Annotated in this window: 16 protein-coding genes and 1 other RNA gene; 7 read left to right on the plus strand and 10 right to left on the minus strand. The window is 65.5% G+C overall.

The features are described 5' to 3' along the window. Positions 1 to 35: 35 nt before the first annotated feature. Together VN634_15015 and ssrA are read right to left on the minus strand one after the other, a co-directional pair. Complete coding sequence (locus VN634_15015) at positions 36 to 602, minus strand: hypothetical protein (GenBank protein HXC52195.1); 567 nt, start codon at positions 600 to 602, stop codon at positions 36 to 38. A 510-nt stretch (positions 603 to 1,112) separates the two neighbouring features. Then, positions 1,113 to 1,470: a transfer-messenger RNA gene (ssrA, locus tag VN634_15020) on the minus strand. A 147-nt stretch (positions 1,471 to 1,617) separates the two neighbouring features. Here ssrA and VN634_15025 point away from each other — a divergent pair. The 3 genes from VN634_15025 to VN634_15035 all read left to right on the plus strand — a co-directional run bounded on the left by VN634_15025 (position 1,618) and on the right by VN634_15035 (position 5,370). After that, positions 1,618 to 2,823, plus strand: a complete 1,206-nt coding sequence (locus VN634_15025) for a lytic murein transglycosylase (protein HXC52196.1) — start codon at positions 1,618 to 1,620, stop codon at positions 2,821 to 2,823. Positions 2,824 to 2,911: 88 nt separating this feature from the next. Then, positions 2,912 to 3,982 (plus strand): hypothetical protein, encoded by a 1,071-nt coding sequence (locus VN634_15030; protein HXC52197.1) that lies wholly within the window; start codon positions 2,912 to 2,914, stop codon positions 3,980 to 3,982. Between the two features lie 167 nt (positions 3,983 to 4,149). Further along, positions 4,150 to 5,370 (plus strand): amidohydrolase family protein, encoded by a 1,221-nt coding sequence (locus VN634_15035; GenBank protein HXC52198.1) that lies wholly within the window; start codon positions 4,150 to 4,152, stop codon positions 5,368 to 5,370. A gap of 163 nt (positions 5,371 to 5,533) precedes the next feature. Here the strand turns inward: VN634_15035 and VN634_15040 are convergent, their stop codons facing one another. Both VN634_15040 and VN634_15045 read right to left on the minus strand, forming a co-directional pair. Further along, on the minus strand, positions 5,534 to 5,893 hold the full coding sequence (locus VN634_15040) for a DUF779 domain-containing protein (protein HXC52199.1): 360 nt from the start codon (positions 5,891 to 5,893) through the stop codon (positions 5,534 to 5,536). Between the two features lie 54 nt (positions 5,894 to 5,947). Continuing rightward, positions 5,948 to 7,453, minus strand: a complete 1,506-nt coding sequence (locus VN634_15045) for an aldehyde dehydrogenase family protein (GenBank protein HXC52200.1) — start codon at positions 7,451 to 7,453, stop codon at positions 5,948 to 5,950. A gap of 280 nt (positions 7,454 to 7,733) precedes the next feature. Here VN634_15045 and VN634_15050 point away from each other — a divergent pair, with 280 nt between their 5' ends. Further along, positions 7,734 to 8,300 (plus strand): tyrosine-protein phosphatase, encoded by a 567-nt coding sequence (locus tag VN634_15050; GenBank protein HXC52201.1) that lies wholly within the window; start codon positions 7,734 to 7,736, stop codon positions 8,298 to 8,300. Between the two features lie 113 nt (positions 8,301 to 8,413). Next, positions 8,414 to 10,297: a PAS domain S-box protein gene (locus VN634_15055; protein ID HXC52202.1), complete on the plus strand. Its 1,884-nt coding sequence runs from the start codon at positions 8,414 to 8,416 to the stop codon at positions 10,295 to 10,297. Positions 10,298 to 10,302: 5 nt separating this feature from the next. Here VN634_15055 and smpB read toward each other — a convergent pair whose 3' ends face one another. From smpB to VN634_15080, 5 genes are all read right to left on the minus strand, one after another. Next, complete coding sequence (gene smpB, locus VN634_15060; GenBank protein ID HXC52203.1) at positions 10,303 to 10,785, minus strand: SsrA-binding protein SmpB; 483 nt, start codon at positions 10,783 to 10,785, stop codon at positions 10,303 to 10,305. 104 nt (positions 10,786 to 10,889) lie between these two features. Next, positions 10,890 to 11,303 carry an aspartate 1-decarboxylase gene (panD, locus tag VN634_15065; protein ID HXC52204.1) on the minus strand — a complete coding sequence of 138 codons (414 nt, stop codon included), beginning with the start codon at positions 11,301 to 11,303 and terminating at the stop codon, positions 10,890 to 10,892. Positions 11,304 to 11,321: 18 nt separating this feature from the next. Then, positions 11,322 to 12,245 (minus strand): pantoate--beta-alanine ligase, encoded by a 924-nt coding sequence (gene panC, locus VN634_15070; GenBank protein ID HXC52205.1) that lies wholly within the window; start codon positions 12,243 to 12,245, stop codon positions 11,322 to 11,324. Between the two features lie 14 nt (positions 12,246 to 12,259). Continuing rightward, positions 12,260 to 13,120 carry a 3-methyl-2-oxobutanoate hydroxymethyltransferase gene (panB, locus tag VN634_15075; GenBank protein HXC52206.1) on the minus strand — a complete coding sequence of 287 codons (861 nt, stop codon included), beginning with the start codon at positions 13,118 to 13,120 and terminating at the stop codon, positions 12,260 to 12,262. A 190-nt stretch (positions 13,121 to 13,310) separates the two neighbouring features. Further along, positions 13,311 to 13,955, minus strand: coding sequence for a deoxynucleoside kinase (locus VN634_15080; GenBank protein ID HXC52207.1), 645 nt, complete (start codon positions 13,953 to 13,955; stop codon positions 13,311 to 13,313). A 244-nt stretch (positions 13,956 to 14,199) separates the two neighbouring features. Here VN634_15080 and nagZ point away from each other — a divergent pair, with 244 nt between their 5' ends. Beyond that, positions 14,200 to 15,282, plus strand: coding sequence for a beta-N-acetylhexosaminidase (gene nagZ, locus VN634_15085; protein ID HXC52208.1), 1,083 nt, complete (start codon positions 14,200 to 14,202; stop codon positions 15,280 to 15,282). Positions 15,283 to 15,412: 130 nt separating this feature from the next. Beyond that, positions 15,413 to 15,961 (plus strand): SPOR domain-containing protein, encoded by a 549-nt coding sequence (locus tag VN634_15090; GenBank protein ID HXC52209.1) that lies wholly within the window; start codon positions 15,413 to 15,415, stop codon positions 15,959 to 15,961. A 19-nt stretch (positions 15,962 to 15,980) separates the two neighbouring features. On the opposite strand, the gene mtnA is transcribed toward VN634_15090, so the two are convergent. Further along, positions 15,981 to 17,198: an S-methyl-5-thioribose-1-phosphate isomerase gene (mtnA, locus tag VN634_15095; protein ID HXC52210.1), complete on the minus strand. Its 1,218-nt coding sequence runs from the start codon at positions 17,196 to 17,198 to the stop codon at positions 15,981 to 15,983. Positions 17,199 to 17,201: the final 3 nt, after the last annotated feature.

Consider the following 17,201-nt stretch of genomic DNA (forward strand, 5'->3'; position numbering starts at 1 on the left):
TTTCGGAGCTTCGCACGTCTCACACCGTGAGACCCTCAGGACAATTCAAGCTCCGGGAAATCAGCGGCTGCGCCCCTCAGAATGCGCCCATGGATCTCTTGCTGATCTTCGTCATGCCCAGCGCAAGTCAAATAGTAGTTCGTAGATCCAAGGCGCTTGTAGATAAGCCATTCACCGGTCAGAGAATGCGACTTCTCACGTTTCCCGTAAGCTCCCAAAACGTATTCCCTCGCTATCTCGCCAGCCAGCTTCCAAGCTCGCTCCGCATCATCGTCAACTGGACCCGCTTGGCTCACCTTCCCTCCCATCATCTTAAGTAGTTTCTTGTCCGTCCAATGGCTCTGCACATTCTTCGCAATGAATCTCGCATTGACGAAGTGCTTGTACATGAGCCCCGCCAGAGGACCGATGGCGAACTCTCTGGATGGACCTGTCCGACTCGTCTCTTCATCGATTCCCTCTAGCAATCGAATCTCTTCCAGTATTGGGAACGGATTCAGCGGCCCTTCAAAAAGGAATTTCTCTAGCTGAGCTTTGAGGACCGAAGACATCTTCGCATCGCCAAGCCGCTGCCCTGAGAGCCACCTTTCAAAATCCGTCATGCGGGCTGCCGCTCCGTCTTTGTTACTCGTGCTCTTCAGGAACGTAGCGCCATAGGACTCGGACCGCGTATTCAAGAGCACCCCGACCCGTGAGAGGTTTCGCAGGGATTGCGAGCGTGCTGGGATCGATTACTCACCGGACCAGCGAGGCCGAACGATTGATCGGCACGCTCTCAGGGTGGCCTTCGTGACGATCCTTTCGGTGGTAAAGATACCTCCGAGGGTAGCCCAGAAGCTCGCCCGCCACACCGACCTCCAACTGACGATGAATGTGTATACGGACGCAGGAATGCTGGCCGGGGCGGAGGCGATGGAGACTCTCCCGGAATTCCGGGCATTCGACCCGGCTGAGGGCTCGAATCCTGTTGCACCCGGATGTTGCACTAGAATGCGGCGTAGAGGGGCTTGAGGCGTTTTCCCCTGTCACAGAGGCTTTTCAGCGGACGGCGTAAAAGTCCTTTGTTTTTCCCACTGTGACGGTTCTTGTCACGAACCGTCACAGAGTGGAGTTGGTGGAGGCGGGGGGAATCGAACCCCCGTCCGAAAGCAATCCACAAAAACCTCTACACGCTTAGTGTCGGATTTTATCTCATTCGGCGGAGCGCCCCGACACAGGCTCCCGACGAACCAGCCGTCTACTGTTTCGAGCCGGCGCCCGAAGGCGAAGCACCGGATCCCTATCCCAAATTGTTACGCCCTGTTCCGCGCATTGGGAGTGCCCGGGCAGGACGCTCGCCGCCTAATTAGGCAGCGAGAGCGTAATCGGTGTTATCCGCAGTTACGTTGTTTTTTACCGGATTAACGAGTCGGCAAAGCGCTCGGCGTGCAGCTCCTGCTTCATGACCCTCGTCGAACCCATATCGCCCCCAAGGCGATGAAGTCGTCGAAATCGTCGAAGCGCCGCGAATATAGGTCCGATACGGCGGAGCGGCAACCCGAAATGTCCGCACAATCGCACACCGCACCGATCCGGCCCGCAGTTGAATCCGATCTCCTCCTCCATCAACCACCGTCAATGCTCCGCTTCTCCGCGCTCAGCGCCCTACTCGTCTGCGCACTCGCATCCTCTGCGCTCGCCCAACCTGCCCCATGTGGCGGCCCGTTCGATGCCTGGCTCGCAGCGTTTCGCGAGGAAGCGCTCGCGCAAGGCATCACCAGCCAGACGCTCGCGCACGCCGCTCCACTGATGAAGATCGATCCCGCGGTGCTGCGAGCCGACCGCGGCCAGCACGTCTTCGCGCAGAGCTTCGTCGAGTTCGCCGGACGCATGGCCGAAGGCTACCGCATCGCACAGGGCAAGGATCGCATCGAGAAGAACGCTGCCACCTTCTCGCGCATCGATCGCGATTTCGGCGTGCCGGCGCCCGTGATCGTCGCGTTCTGGGCGCTCGAGACCGACTTCGGCTCGAACATGGGCGACGTCCCGACGATTCGCGCACTCACCACTCTCGCGCACGATTGCCGCCGCCCCGCGCTTTTCCGCGAGCAGCTGCTGGCCGCGCTGCGCCTGCTGCAGGGCGGGGACCTCACGCTCGATCAGATGAAAGGTCCGTTCGCGGGCGAGCTCGGCCAGCTTCAATTCCTGCCGACGCACTACTTCGACTACGCGGTCGACTACGACGGCGACGGTCATCGCAATCTCATCCGCAGCACGCCCGATGCGCTGGCATCGGCTGCGAACTATGCGGCCAAGCTCGGCTGGCGCCGCGGCGAGCCGTGGCTCGACGAAGTGCGCGTGCCGGCCGAGCTTCCGTGGGAAGAAAGCGGGCTCGACATCGAACATCCGCGCTCGCAGTGGGCGCGCTGGGGAGTTTCGCGCGCCGACGGAAGCGCGCTTGCGAGCGACGATCTGCCGGCATCCCTTCTGCTGCCGATGGGCCGACATGGACCGGCCTTCCTTGCCTACGCGAACTTCCAGCGCGTCTATCTCAAGTGGAATCAGTCGCTCGTGTACGCGACGACGGCCGCCTACCTCGCAACCCGGATCGACGGCCAGCCGAAGATGCATGTCGCCGGCAAGATTCCGTCGCTCAGTCTCGAAGAGACAAAGGCGCTGCAGACGGAGCTTGCGAAGCGAGGCTACGAGATCGGCAAGATCGACGGTGTGCTCGGCCTTCAGACGCGCAGCGCCGTGCGCGACGCGCAAAAGAAACTCGGACTGCCCGCAGACGCGTACCCCACGGCTGATCTGCTGCGGCGGCTTCGGGCGGGCGCGGGCTGACACCCGGATCCTTCGTCCGGGCGCTCAGCGCCATCGCACGCAGTTACCGCGTTGGCTTTGGCCGTCGGATTGAGGCTTTCGAAGCCGGATGAAGCCGACAGGCCCTGCCCTTACGGTTCGCGCCGGCCGCGAAGCGCTCGCCACGCTGGAGCGCGACGGTTTTCGCGCCGACGCTTTCTCGACGCTTCTCGGAGCTTCGGGAGGGCCGAAGTGGCTCGTGCTCGCCTCTCTCGATCGCGTGATTGCGCGCCGCCTCGTCGCCGGCCGCACGGCGCCGCTTCATGCGTTCGGCACGTCGATCGGCGCGTTTCGCCACACCTGTCATGCGCAGACGAATCCGCTTGCCGCATTCGAGCGCTTCGAACAGGCGTACGTCGGCCAGGCGTACGAAACCAAGCCGACTCCTGCCGAAGTTACCGACGTAAGCCGCCGCATCTTCGACGTGATGATCGGCGAGACCGGCACCGAAGAAGTCCTGCGCCATCCGACGATGCGACTGCACGTCGGCGCAGTGCGCAGCCGGCGTGCGCTGGCGACGCATGGCAAGCCGCGGCTTGCGCTCGGCCTCGGCGCCGCGGCAACGGCCAATGCGATCTCGCGGCGCCTTCTCGGTGCGTTCTTCGAGCGCGTGATCTTTCACTCGTGCGATGCGCCCGAGTTCGGCTTCCGCGACGTTGCGACGCGCCACGTCCGGCTCGACAAGAACAATCTTCGTGAAGCAACTCTCGCGAGCGGCTCGATTCCGCTCGTGATGGCGGCGATTGAAAACATTCCGGGCGCGCCGCCGGGCTTTTATCTCGACGGCGGAATCACCGACTATCATTTCGCAATGGATTTCGACGCGCCGCCCGGCCTCATCCTTTACCCGCACTTCTTCGATCGCATCGTGCCGGGGTGGTTCGACAAGCCGCTGTCGTGGCGCAAGGCGCGCGGCCGGCTTCTCGAACGTACCGTGTTCATTGCACCGTCCGCCGAGTTCGTCGCGACGCTTCCCGGCGCGAAGGTTCCCGATCGCGACGACTTCGTCACGCACAAGACGGCTGAGCGCCAGAAACGCTGGAACCAGGCGCTGTCGGCGTGCCGGGTTCTCGGCGAAGAATTCGAGGCGCTGCTCGAAGGCAGCCGCCTCGCAGCTGCGGCGCAGCCGTTTCCCGATTGACGCGCGGCGCGCTTCGAGCACGTACGCGCACGCTGCGGTGGTCGTCTTCGAGAAACAGTTGACGTGATCGGCGCCGCCGCGGTCCGTCAGTAGGCCGTTCTGTCGCGTGCCGCCCAAGCGCTTGCAAGAACTTCCGCGCGCCTTCATGAAGCGGACACGTGACGGGCATGATCCTCAACGACTTTCGTATCCTCGATACCGAGACCGGAGCGTACCGAGACGGTTCCGTCCGCATCCAGGCGGAACGCATCGTCGAGATCTCGGACCGCCCACTTTCGGGAAACGCTATTCGCACGATCGACGGCCGCGGACGCGTACTGATGCCGGGCCTGATCGACGCTCACGTCCACGTCGCCATCACGACGATCAATTTCGCTTCACTCGAGGCCAAGCCGACGACGCTTCGGGCGCTGGAGGCGGCGGGCATTCTTGAACGGATGCTGGCGCGCGGATTCACGACGGTGCGCGACGCCGGCGGCGCCGACCGCGGACTTGCCGAAGCAGTCGCGGAAGGCCTGATTCCCGGTCCGCGCATCTATTATTCCGGACGCGTGCTCAGCCAGACCGGCGGACACGGCGATTTCCGCTCGCGCGGCGACCTCGCGCCAATGTGCGCGTGCACCATTCATTCGAGCGCGTTCTCGCACGTGGTCGATGGCGTGGATGCCGTGCGCCGGGCAGCGCGCGAAGAGCTTCGCCGCGGCGCCACGCAGCTTAAGATCATGGCATCGGGCGGCGTCGCGTCGCCGACGGACCCGATCTGGAACCTTCAGTATTCGCGTGAAGAGATGACCGCGATCGTCGAAGAGGCCGAGTCGTGGCGAACCTATGCGATGGCGCACGCCTACACGCCGGAAGCGATTCGACGGGCAGTCGAAGCCGGAGTGCGGACCATCGAGCACGGTAATCTCATCGACCGCGCGACGGCTGAGCTGATGGCGTCGCGCAGCGCGTACCTGGTGCCGACGCTGATCACGTATTTCGCGCTCGATGAGCTGGGCAGTGCGTTTGGTCTCCCGGCCGAGAGCAGCCGCAAGCTGAAAGAGGTTCTTACCGCGGGCCTGGAGTCGATCGAGATTGCGCGCTCGGCGGGCGTGCCGATGGGATTCGGCACCGATCTTCTCGGAGAGCTGCACGATCAGCAGAGCCGCGAGTTCACGATTCGCCGGCGCGCGCTCGGCGCCGCCGACATCATTCGCTCCGCCACCGTCGTCAACGCCGAGATCCTGCGCGCGACGGGTGAGATCGGAGTCATCCGGGAACGCGCGCGCGCCGATCTGCTGGTGATCGACGGTGATCCTCTCGAGGACATCGCCGTTCTCGAGAATCCGGATCGAATGCAGGCGGTGATCCAGGGCGGACGTGTCGCAGTCGATCGCGGGATGTGACTACTGACCGCCGTTGCGTAAGTTGACGCGGCAGATGCGTGCGCATCCGTGGTGCCACCGACGTGGCGAGTCCCAGATGCGTGCGCGTCTATCGCACCGCCGCCGCGCCGAGTGCAAATGCGTGCGCATCGGCTGCGGCGAACGATCCCGCCACAAACTCGACCTACGCCAAACGCCCGGCCGCCCGCGCCTCCGCCTCGGCCGCCGCGGCTTCTCGCAGCACGAATCGAACGCCGAGCCCGGTCTCCAGCGACATCGCCTCGGACAGCGGCTCGTCGACAACGTCGATGACCACATCGGCATCTGCATACGGCCCGATCATCGCGGCCTGGAGGTAAACGGGAACACCGGAAACTTCGCCGACCTGACGCGCAGCCGACGTGATGACTGCATCCTCGTAGAGATGCGGCGCCGCGCCCTCGCAGCACCCGCCGTCGATCACGAACGTAAGCGGCCCGCTGCGCTCGGCACGCACGCGCGCGACCACCTCTGCGGCCGCCGCGGAAATGCGAATTGTCGTCATGGACCGTAAGAAAAGCGGGGCGCCGCCGAAAAAGCAGCACCCCGCCCGAGAGAATCAGTTCAGCAGCATCTGGAAGTAGAACTTTCCTTCCGGACCGGTGCTTTCGCCGACGTGGATGTGCTTCATCTCATGGTATTCGGCCAGGCCCCACTTGCCGAGCTCGCGGCCGACGCCGCTCTGCTTGTAGCCGCCGAACGGGAACCGGAGGTTGATCATGTGATAGTCGTTGATCCAGACCGTGCCGGTCTCGATCCGGCGCGCGAGCGCGATCGCACGGTCCGTGTTCTCCGACCACACCGCGCCGCCGAGCCCGTAGACCGAGTCGTTCGCAATGCGCACCGCTTCGTCTTCGTCCTTGAAGCGGATCACCGAGACGACCGGTCCGAAGATCTCTTCCTGCGCGATGCGCATCTTGTTGTCGACGTCGTCGAACACGGTCGGCTCGTAGTAGTAGCCCTTGGCCATGGCCTCGGGCCGCTTGCCGCCGGCAACGCATTTTGCGCCCTGCTCGTTGCCGAGCGCCACGTACTTCTCGACCGTCTCACGCTGCGACTTGCTGACGAGCGGTCCCATGCCGGTCGTCGGATCCATGGTGTCGCCGATCTTGATGCGGCCCATGCCGGCGAGCATCTTCTCCATGAACTCGTCGTGCACGCTCTCGTGCACGAGAATGCGCGTGCCCGACTCGCAGATCTGTCCCTGGTGCATGAACGTCGCGAACAGCGACCCGAGCGCCGCGGTATCGATGTTGGCGTCGGGCAGGATGATGTTCGGCGACTTGCCGCCGAGCTCGAGCGTCACCTTCTTCAGCGTCCCGGCGCCGAGCTGCATGATGCGGCGGCCGACTTCGGTCGAACCGGTGAACGCGACCTTGCCCACATCCGGATGCGTCGCGAGCTCTTCGCCCGCCGTGCCGCCGGGGCCGCTGATCACGTTGACGACGCCGGCCGGAACCCCGGCCTGCGTGCAGATCTCGGCCAGCAGCAGCGTCGAAACGGGCGTCACCGACGCCGGCTTGATCACGCAGCAGTTGCCGGCCGCGATCGAAGGCGCGATCTTCCACGCGCCCATGATCATCGGGAAGTTCCACGGCGTGATCCCGGCGGTCACTCCGATCGGCTCGCGCACGACGAGGTTCCTGCTCGGGATCGGAACGACCTCGTCGTACTCCTCCTGCAGCATCGACTTGTACTCGTCGCCCGTGATGTACGACCCGAAGTGGAAGAACGTCTGCGCGGCGCCCGGCACGTCCATGCTCATGGCCTTGCGCATCGTGCCGCCGCCGTCCTGGACTTCGGCCGCGGCCAGCTCGTCCTGGCGCTCGAACATCGCGGCGGCCACGCGTTGCATGATTTCGCCGCGTTCCTGCGGAGACTTGTTTCGCCAGACCCCGCTGTCGTGCGCGGCCTTCGCGGCGGCGACGGCCTTCTGCGCGTCCTCGCGGTCGGCGACCGCGACGTTGCACCACGCTTCTTCGGTGGCCGGATTGATCGAGGGAGCGGTCTTGCCGCCCTTGGCGGACTCCCATTGACCGTTGATGAACAGGCCGTATTCCTTCATCGCGTTCCTCCTTCCTGTGTGGTCGCGCTGGTCGCGCTTGTGTGGTCGCGCCGGGCAGACGGGACGCGCGACCTTACGCTCCCCTTTTTCGGCAATCAACAGACCCGTGGCGGCCGGAAATCCGCCCGCCCGCGCATCCTGCACCGGCCGGAGGGGTATGAAAAAACGGCCGGATGGCGCCGCAATTCCCTGCGGTGACGGCTTGACGTGGTTTCGGCGGCCAAGTAACAAAGGCCCCGTTCCAATCCCTTTCGGACGCGGGGGCGTCCTCGAAAATCCCGTGAGCGACAATCACAGTTCCACGCCTTTTCCCGGTACCTACTGGGTCATTCCCGGTAGTCTGCTCGCCGGAGCATATCCCGGCGGCAAGGACGCCGACGCGACCGAGAAGCGCATGACGGCGCTGCTCGACGCGGGCGTACGCTCGGTCATCAACCTGATGTCGGAGGAAGAAGCCTTCGAGCACGCACCGGGCGAACACTTCTACCCGTACGAGGACGCACTCGAGAAAATCGGCGAGTCGCGCGGAGTCGTCGTCGAGATCGAGCGCTATGCGATCGAAGACGCCAACACGCTGACCGAGCAGGCCATGGAGCTGGTGCTCGACGCGATCGACGCCGAAATCGACGGCCGCGACAGCCCGACGTTCGTGCACTGCTCGGACGGCAACGCGCGTACCGGCGTCGTCATCGGCTGCTACCTCGCGCGCCACGGCCTCGCGACGGGCAAGAGCGCGCTCGAAAAAATCCGCGAGCTTCGCTCCGTCGACCCGCTGTTTGCCAAACAGAAGTCGCCAAAGACGATGACCGAGGAAAAGTTCGTCCTGCGCTGGCGCGAGTCGCGCTGAAAAGCCGGCCGTCCGGCGCCTGTCCGGCCTCACCCGTCCGTCAAAACCTGCCGCTTTCCTGTCGTCGGACCGGAGAGTAAGAAGAACGGTCGCCCCGGGGGGAGCGGCTGTCCATGATCATCGCGCTGCTCGTCTTTTCGTCGGCCCTTCAGGTCGTCGTCGCGCTCGTCGCCCTTCGCGCACCGCGCACGGCGCGCACGCGTTCGGCGTGGTGGGTCTTCGCCGCAGCGCTGATGCTGATGGCGCTGCGGCGCCTGGTGGCGCTCGGCGGGATCCTCGCGGGAAGCGCCGTCGCGCCGACCAGGCCCACCGAAGAGCTGATCGCGGTCGGGATTTCGACCTTGCTGCTGACCGGTGTGCTGCGGATGCGGGTTCTGTGGGCAGAGGCCGACGCCGCCCTTCACGAAGCAAAGGAAAGCGAGCTCGCGCGCCGCGAGAGCGAAGAGATCTGGAAGCGCGTGTTCGAGTTCGCGCCCGACGGCTACGTGATGCTCGAGTCGGACGGCCGGCTGGCGCGGATGAACCTGGCCGCAGCCGAGATCGTCGGGCTCTCGCGCGAATCGGCCGAGGGGCGCTACATCTTCGAGCTCGGTTTTCTCGACGACGAGGGCCTCGCGCAGGCGGCGCGAAACCTGTCGATGATGCAGAGGGGCGAAGACCCGGGCCCCGCCGAATACACGTTCCACCGTCCGGACGGCACCCAGCGGCAGGTCGAGGTGATCAGTTACACGATCGACGTCCGCGACCGGCCGCTGCTGCTGACGATCGTCCACGACGTGACCCGGCGGCGACGCATCGAAGCCGAGCTCAAGCGCAGCCACCGGCGTCTCGAGGAAGCGCAGCGCGTGGCCGGCGTCGTCACGTTCGAGATCGACCTGCGTGAAGCCACGATCTCGACGAGCGGCGATCCGCGGCTGACCAGCCCTTCGACCGACGGACGCCTGCACATGTCGCTCGAGGAGGGCTTCAACTACATCGTACCCGAGGACCGCGAGCGGGTGCTCGAGGAAATGGCCGCGGGAACAGGCGGAAAGGGACGCATCGTCGTCGAATACCGGCAGTTCGACGCGCGCCTCGGCCGCGAAGCAACCGTGCGAACCACCGCGCACGCACAGAAAGACGAACACGGACACGTCACAGGGCTGGTCGGTGCGACCGTCGACGTCACCGAGATCCGCCACGCGGAGCAGGAGATCCGCACCCTCAATACCGCGCTCGAAGAGCGCGTGCGCGCGCGCACCGCCGAGCTCGAGCGCGCGGTCGACGAGCTCGAAGCGTTCAGCTACTCGGTCTCGCACGACCTGCGCTCGCCGCTGCGTGCGATGGCCGGCTACAGCGAGCTCGTGCTCGAGGAAGAAGGAAGCAGCCTCAGTGCGGCGTCGGTCGAGCATCTCGAGCGCATCCGTGCGTCGTCGGTGCGCATGGGAGGCCTGATCGACGGCCTGCTGTCGCTGGCGAGACTGTCACGCGCGACGCGCAACGACGTGCGCATCAATCTGTCGGAGATCGCCCGGACCATTCTCGCGGAGATGCAGGAGGCCGATCCCGGCCGCGACGTCGAAATCATCGTCGCCGACGACCTGGAGACGGTCGGCGACGCCGGCATGATGTCGGTGATGCTGCAGAACCTTCTCGCCAACGCGTGGAAGTTCACGCGCTCGCGCGCGCACGCGCGAATCGAATTCGGCCGCACGGGCGGCGGCGACTACTTCGTGCGCGACAACGGCGTCGGATTCGACGCCGCGCAAAAATCCAAACTCTTCCGTCCGTTCGAGCGCCTGCACCGCACCGACGAATTCGAAGGGACCGGCATCGGTCTCGCCACCGTCGCGCGCATCGTGCGTCACCACGGCGGACACGCGTGGGCCGAAGGCTCGATCGGCAAGGGTGCTACGTTCTGGTTCACGCTCGGCGCGCCAGGCCTGCGGGACGAGGCGAGGCTTCACACGATGGCCGCCGAGCTCATCGAAGCCGGACGCGTCGCCAAGCTTTCGTAGCGGTTCTACCCGCGGCGCCGCATCGCGCGCGCGATCTCGCGTTTGGCATCCTTGTCGCGCTCGGTCGCGCGCTTGTCGTGCTGCTTCTTGCCTTTGGCGAGCCCGACCTCGGCCTTGAGGCGCCCGCCCGCATCGAAGTAGATCTTCGTCACCACCAGCGAGTAGCCTTCGAGCTTGACGCGGCCCGCGAGGCGGTCGATCTGCCGGCGGTGCAGCAGCAGCTTTCGCTCGCGGTCCGGCTCGTGGTTGTTCTGTCCGGCGGGCGGATACGGCGAGAAGCGCGAGCCGATCAGCCAGGCCTCGCCCTTGTCGATGCGGACGTACGAGTCGGTGAGGTTGACGCCGCCCTCGCGCGCCGAACGAACCTCGGTGCCCGACAGCTGGACGCCCGCCTCGAGCGTCTCCTCGATGTAATAGTTATGGAACGCCTTACGGTTGTCCGCGACGCGACCGGCGGTCTCCTTGGTGCGCGACGCAGACTTGGCCATCGGCCGAAGCTAGCACGGCACGCCACGCGGAAAAGTGGGACGTACGGAAATCGGGGACAGACACCGATTTTGCGAAATCGGTGTCTGTCCCCGATTTTGCGCGTTCAGCCCCAGACTTTTTTGAGGAGGGCCTGGCCGCCGATCTCGTGCTTGCGGCCGAGGTCGACCGGGCGGTTCTTCTCGTCGACGAAGACAACGTTCGGCTTCCACGCGAGCGCCTGCTCTTCGGGCATCCAGCCGAACGCGGCGATGATGATCAGGTCGCCGACGTTCACCTTGTGAGCCGCAGCGCCGTTGACGCAGACGACGCCGGAACCCGGCTGGCCTTCGATCGCGTAGGTCTCGAAGCGCTCGCCGTTGTTCACGTTCCAGATCGAGACGGCTTCGTTCTCGATGATCCCGGCCCCTCGCAGGAGGTCCGAGTCGATCGTCACGCTGCCTTCGTAATGCAGATCGGCACCGGTGATGGTGGCCCGGTGGATCTTGCCACGCATCATCTTTCGCATGTTGTCGCGCATGGTTCCTTCCTCTCCCATTCAGTTTGCCGCCGCGCCGTTCGCAAAACGCGTATGCGAACCGGCGCCGGTCGACGACCGTTCGGTAACGGGGAATCGAGCTTCGGCCAGAGTCACGTTGTCGATGAGCCGCACGGGGCCGAGCCACGCGGCAATCGCCATCACGGAGCGCTCGTCGGCAACTTCCGTCGCAGCGATGGCATCCGGATCGACGACTTCGAGATATTCGGTGCGAAGAGCCGCGCAGCCGGCGAGAACACCTGCCGCTTCGGCAACCAGCCGCGACGAATCGCGCTCACCGGCAGCAAACAGGGCGGAGGCCGCGTCGAGCGCACGATGGATGACGGGCGCTTCTTCGCGCTCGGCAGCCGAAAGCCGCGCATTGCGCGAGCTCATCGCAAGCCCGTCGCGCTCGCGCACGGTTTCCGCTTCGACGATGCGCAGCGGAAAGTGAAGGTCGCGCACCATGCGGCGGATGACCTGCAGCTGCTGGAAATCCTTTTTGCCGAACACCGCGAAGTCAGGCAGCACCATGTTGAACAGCGCAGCGACCACGGTCGCGACGCCTTCGAAATGCCCGGGCCGGAACTTTCCGCAAAGCTCGCCCGAAAGCCCGGCGACGCTTATGCGTGTGGCGGCGCCGGCCGGATAGACTTCGCTCGCCGGCGGCATGAACAGCACGTCGACGCCTTCTTCTTCGAGCAGCGCCGCGTCGGTCTTGTCGTCGCGCGGATAGTTCTCGAAGTCTTCCGGATTGTTGAACTGCGTCGGATTGACGAAGATCGATACGACGACCAGATCCGACAGTTCGCGTGCCCGCTTGAGCAGCGAAAGGTGCCCGTCGTGCAGGTAGCCCATCGTCGGCACGAAACCGACAGTCAGTCCGCCGGCACGCGCCTGGCGGCTGAGCTCCTGCATCTTGGCAACGGATCGTACGATCTTCATCGCGCCGTTCCTGCCTACGCTTCCTTTGCGAGCACGACGGCGCGCGGCGCCGAGAACGAATGCTTCTCGGTCGGGAACGCACCGGCGCGAACTTCACGGACGTATTCGGCGAAAGCCTCGGTCGCCTGCGTACCGAGCTCGGCGAAGCGCTTGACGAACTTCGGTGCGATGCGGTCTTCGAGGCCGAGCAGGTCGTGCATCACGAGAACCTGGCCGTCGCAGCCCGCGCCGGCGCCGATCCCGATGGTCGGAATCGAAACGGCCGCCGTGATTTCTGCAGCAAGGTCCGACGGAACCCCTTCGACGACGATCGCGAAAGCTCCCGCGTCTTCGAGCGCCTGCGCATCTTCGAGAAGGCGGCCGCTTTCGCCGGCGCCGTGTCCGCTGCGCCGGCCCTGGACCTTGTGTCCGCCCATGCGATGCACCGATTGCGGCGTAAGACCGACGTGTCCCATGACGGGAATGTCGACCTCGGCAAGCCGGCGAACCGCGTCGGCCACGTGCACGCCGCCTTCGAGCTTTACGGCTTCGGCGCCGCCTTCCTTGATGAGCCGTCCGGCGTTGGCGACCGCGTCGGCCACCGAGACCTGGTACGAAAGGAACGGCATGTCGACGACGACGAGCGCCCGGCGGCGGCCGCGCGCGACCATGCGCGAGTGATAGACCATCTCGTCCATCGACACGCCGAGCGTGTTCTCGCCGCCCTGCATGACCATCGCGAGCGAGTCACCGACCAGCAGCAGGTCGGCGCCCGCGCGATCGGCCAGCCGCGCGAACGTGAAGTCGTAGGCGGTCACCATCGCGAGCTTGCGCTCGCCCTTGGCGGCCAGGATGGAAGGGACGGTTACCTTGGAGTCTTCGAAGCTCGTAGCCACGGTGCGACCTCCTGTTCTTCACGAGAAGGAGTGTCGGTAGCTGCGGCTTCAGGGCGGACTGGCGCTCGGGCGCCATGCCTTGCGTGCCGTTTCACCTTCGACCTCCGTCTCGGTCCTGAGCTTGCCCTGGCCTTCAGTGACGAAGATCAGCGGCTCGCCTGCAAGTCGCCCCGGCTATTGCCGGTGGCGATCAAACGGATCCAAGCGGTACGTAAACCTGGGTTCCCTGCCCCATCGATCCGATCTCCCGAACCAGGTCGACCAGATGGCCGCCATTCTCGACAAAGTCGATGTCCGAGCAACTGACGATGAGAAGCGGGGTCTCCCTGTAGCCGTGGAAGAACCTCCTGTAGGCTTCCGCGACTTTCTCTATGTAAGCCCGGCCGATCTTGCGTTCGTACGGCCGGTCACGCTTCTTAAGCCTTCTCAGCAGAACCTCAACCTCCGCGTCGAGGAAGACGACGAGGTCCGGCCGGCGGATCCGGGCATCCAGCAGCCCGTAAATCCTCTCGTACAGAGACAGCTCGTCTGACGCCAGCGTCAGACCCGCGAAGATCCGGTCCTTCGCGAACAGGTAATCCGTGACCACCGAGTGCTCGAACAGGTCCATCTGGACCAGCTCTTCCTGCTGGCGGTAACGCTCGACCAGGAACGAGAGCTGGGCGGTCAGCGCGTAGCGCTCGGGCTCCTCGTAAAACCGCGGGAGAAACGGGTTCTCCTCGACCGGCTCGCCGACGAGCCTTGCGCCGTAATGCTTCGCGAGGGCCCTCGCCAGCGAGGACTTTCCGACGCCGATCGCGCCCTCGACGGCAATGTAACGGGCTTCCTGCGGCACCCTCTCGTTTCCAGTCGCGCCCGGGTATCACGCAGAAAAGAGCGAGTCTAGGCAATATCGGCTTCGCACAAGTCGCTGTGCTATTCTCGGCCGGTTGCTGCATCGGGCAGCTCGCAGATGTCGCGTCAGGGAGCCGGATGCTGGCGTGCGGCCGGCAGACGCGGCGTGCGGCCGGCAGACGCGGCGTGCAGCCGGCAAAAGCGGCCTGCGGCCAGCAATAGGTGGAGACGTGGAAGAGGGTGCTGTGGGAACTGACGAAGAAGGCGCGGGGCGACTGCTGATCATCGGCCTGACCGGCCCGGAGCTCGACCCGGAGGCCGAGGCTCTTCTCCATCACGTCGATCCGCTCGGCGTCGTGCTGTTCCGGCGCAACATCCAGTCGGTCGGCCAGCTGAAAGACCTGACCCGCCGCCTCGCGGAATTCCGCCCGGACATGCTGATCGCGATCGATCACGAGGGTGGTCGCGTCCACCGGATGCCGCCAGACTTCACGCACTTTCCGCCGTCGCTCGTCATGGCCCGCAACGGCGACCCGGGCCTGATGCGCGAGGTTGCCCATGCGCACGCGGCCGAGCTTCGCGATGCGGGCTTCAACCTGACGTTCTCGCCCGTGCTCGACGTGCACACCAACCCGGCCAACCCGATCATCGGCGACCGCGCGTTCGGCACCACGCCCGAAGAAGTCGTCCACAATGCGCTTCCGTATATGCAGGGGCTCGCCGAGGGCGGCATTCTCGCGTGCGGCAAGCACTTTCCCGGCCATGGCGACACGTCGGTGGACTCGCACCTGGAGCTTCCGGTGCTGCCGGCGGCGACTCATCCGCTCGAGCGCCTGCGCACGCTCGAGCTGCGGCCGTTCGCGCGTGCGATCGCGCAAGGCGTGCCGATGATCATGACCGCGCACGTGATCTGCGATGCGCTCGACCCGAAAGCTCCGGCAACGCTCAGCCGCCGCGTGATCGAAGATCTGCTGCGCACCGAGCTCGGTTACGACGGCTACGTGGTTTCCGACGATCTGGAAATGAAGGCGATCGTCGATCACTACAGCGTCGGCCGCGCGGCGGTGATGTCGATCGTCGCCGGCTGCGACGGCTGCCTTGTCTGCGCGACTCCGTCGCGAATCTACGAAGCGCACGAAGCACTGACGAACGCGCTCGAAAGCGGCGAGATCACGATCGCGTCGGCGGCAAACGCCGCACGCCGGCGAGAGAAGCTGCTCGCGAAGAGCCGCCGGCTCGCGCGCATCCCGATCACCGCCGGCGCAATCGGCGCCGCCGCACATACCGCGCTTTCGTCGCGCCTTCGCGGAGAGGCCGTCGTTGCCTGAAATGCAGAAAACGGGGACGGACACCGATTTCCCGTCTGTCTCGATTTTCGCGCCGGCTCGCGCGGTGCGAACGTTCGATCGTCCGGCGGGAAAGCCGGCTTGTGCTTTCGGAAATCGCTGCCTGTCACGGATGTTGATCGCCGCAACGGTATTCGCCTGCGCATTCGTTCCAGCGCTCGCCGCCGCACAGACCGGCGCCGGCGCGGAGCGTTACGAAGTTACGATCACGCCGCCGAAGCGGCCGGGCAGCGAGCCCGCAGCTGCCGCTCCGGTGGAACCTGCAAACGACGGTGCCGGCGCGCCGACGGCTGCCGCTCCTGCCGCAGCCGGCGAAGCGGCGAAGCAAGGCACCGCGACGGCGGCCACCGCGAATGCGAGTGCGGCCGTTGCGCCCGTCGCGCCAGAAGTGCCGGCACTTCCCGTTGGGCCGCTTCGCACGCTTCAGGTCGGAGCGTTTCGCCAGCAGAAGAGCGCGGTCTCACTTCACGACACGCTCGTCGAGGCGTTCCAGGATGTCGTGGTCGTCGAAGCCCAGTCGGGCGGCGAACCGATCTATCGCGTCAACGTCGGCCGCCTGCCGCGAGGGCCGGCGCTCGACGATCTCAAGCGGCGCCTGGTTGCAGCGGGCTATCCGACGTTCGAGGTGCTGGCGCCGGTCGGCGAATCGGCGCCGCACTGATTCGGGTACGCGGGTCGCATCAGCGGCGGGCGGACTTCCCGGACGCAGTCTTCTCTGTTTTCTTCGCGACGGCTTTGTTTGCGGCTGCTTTGTTCGCGGCGGCTTTGCTGGCCACTGGTCTCTTCGCTGTTCTCAGCGCGCGTGCTTTTTTCGGTAGCGCTTTTCCTGCGGCGCTGGCCATTCCCCGCGCCTCGGCGACTGCTCGCGCAAGCCCTCGCTTGTAATCCCCCTCGACGACGCCGCTTTCCGTAAAGATCGCCGTAACCAGCTCGGCCGGCGTCACGTCGAACGCCGGATGAAACACCGACACACCGCGCGCAGCGATCCGTTTGCCGCCGATGTGCGTCACTTCGCGCTCGCTGCGTTCCTCGATCGGAATGTCGGCGCCGGTCGCGCAGCCGAGATCGATCGAGGACGTCGGAGCGGCCACGTAGAACGGAATCCCGTGGCGCTTCGCCAGCACGGCGATCGTATAGGTGCCGATCTTGTTCGCGACGTCGCCGTTGGCGGCGGTGCGATCGGTTCCGACCACGATGGCACCGATGCGGCCGCTCGCGAGCAGCGCGCCGACCATGCCGTCGGTCACCAGCGTTACAGGAATTCCGAGCTTGACGAGCTCCCACGAGGTAAGGCGTGCGCCCTGCAGAAAAGGCCTGGTTTCGGTGGCGTAGACGCCGAATCGCCGGCCTTTCTCCCACGACGCGCGAATGACGCCGAGGGCAGTGCCGTATCCGGCGGTCGCGAGCGCGCCCGCGTTGCAATGCGTGAGCACGTCGCCTTTGAGCAGCGGCGCGCCCGCTGCGCCCATTGCGCGATTGGCCGCGACATCCGCGGCAAACATGTCTTCCGCTGTCGTGCGCAGCGTGCGCGCTGCCGCGGCCGGCGATGGTTCTTCTCCGCCGGAGGACGCCGCGACGAGCGCCTGACGCTGGCGTTCGATCGCCCACGCGAGATTGACCGCCGTCGGTCGCGCTTCTTTGAGAATCCGCGCGGCCTTCTCGAAATCCTCGAGCACCCGCCCTGCGCGGAAGCGGCGCGCTTCGAGGGCAAGTCCGAACGCTGCGGTCACTCCGATCGCCGGAGCGCCGCGAACGACCATGTCGCGAATCGCACGCGCGGTGTCGGCAGCGCCGCGAAGCCCGATCCAGGTTTCCTTGTGCGGAAGTTTCCGTTGATCGAGCAGGCGCAGGCGCCCGGCTTTCCAGCTGATCGGCTCGACTCCGCGAGGCTTTCTCATCGG

Source organism: Candidatus Limnocylindrales bacterium (genome assembly GCA_035571835.1).
Taxonomy (GTDB): Bacteria; Desulfobacterota; Binatia; order UBA1149; family CAITLU01; genus DATNBU01.

Excerpts from the sequence above, each read along its gene's own strand:
- VN634_15015 (HXC52195.1), bottom strand. The coding sequence starts at position 602 with ATGACGGATTTTGAAAGGTGGCTCTCAGGGCAGCGGCTTGGCGATGCG.
- VN634_15030 (HXC52197.1), top strand. The coding sequence starts at position 2,912 with ATGAAGCCGACAGGCCCTGCCCTTACGGTTCGCGCCGGCCGCGAAGCG.
- VN634_15025 (HXC52196.1), top strand. The coding sequence starts at position 1,618 with ATGCTCCGCTTCTCCGCGCTCAGCGCCCTACTCGTCTGCGCACTCGCA.
- mtnA (HXC52210.1), bottom strand. The coding sequence starts at position 17,198 with ATGAGAAAGCCTCGCGGAGTCGAGCCGATCAGCTGGAAAGCCGGGCGC.
- smpB (HXC52203.1), bottom strand. The coding sequence starts at position 10,785 with ATGGCCAAGTCTGCGTCGCGCACCAAGGAGACCGCCGGTCGCGTCGCG.
- VN634_15055 (HXC52202.1), top strand. The coding sequence starts at position 8,414 with ATGATCATCGCGCTGCTCGTCTTTTCGTCGGCCCTTCAGGTCGTCGTC.
- panC (HXC52205.1), bottom strand. The coding sequence starts at position 12,245 with ATGAAGATCGTACGATCCGTTGCCAAGATGCAGGAGCTCAGCCGCCAG.
- VN634_15040 (HXC52199.1), bottom strand. The coding sequence starts at position 5,893 with ATGACGACAATTCGCATTTCCGCGGCGGCCGCAGAGGTGGTCGCGCGC.
- panD (HXC52204.1), bottom strand. The coding sequence starts at position 11,303 with ATGCGCGACAACATGCGAAAGATGATGCGTGGCAAGATCCACCGGGCC.
- VN634_15035 (HXC52198.1), top strand. The coding sequence starts at position 4,150 with ATGATCCTCAACGACTTTCGTATCCTCGATACCGAGACCGGAGCGTAC.
- VN634_15090 (HXC52209.1), top strand. The coding sequence starts at position 15,413 with ATGTTGATCGCCGCAACGGTATTCGCCTGCGCATTCGTTCCAGCGCTC.
- VN634_15045 (HXC52200.1), bottom strand. The coding sequence starts at position 7,453 with ATGAAGGAATACGGCCTGTTCATCAACGGTCAATGGGAGTCCGCCAAG.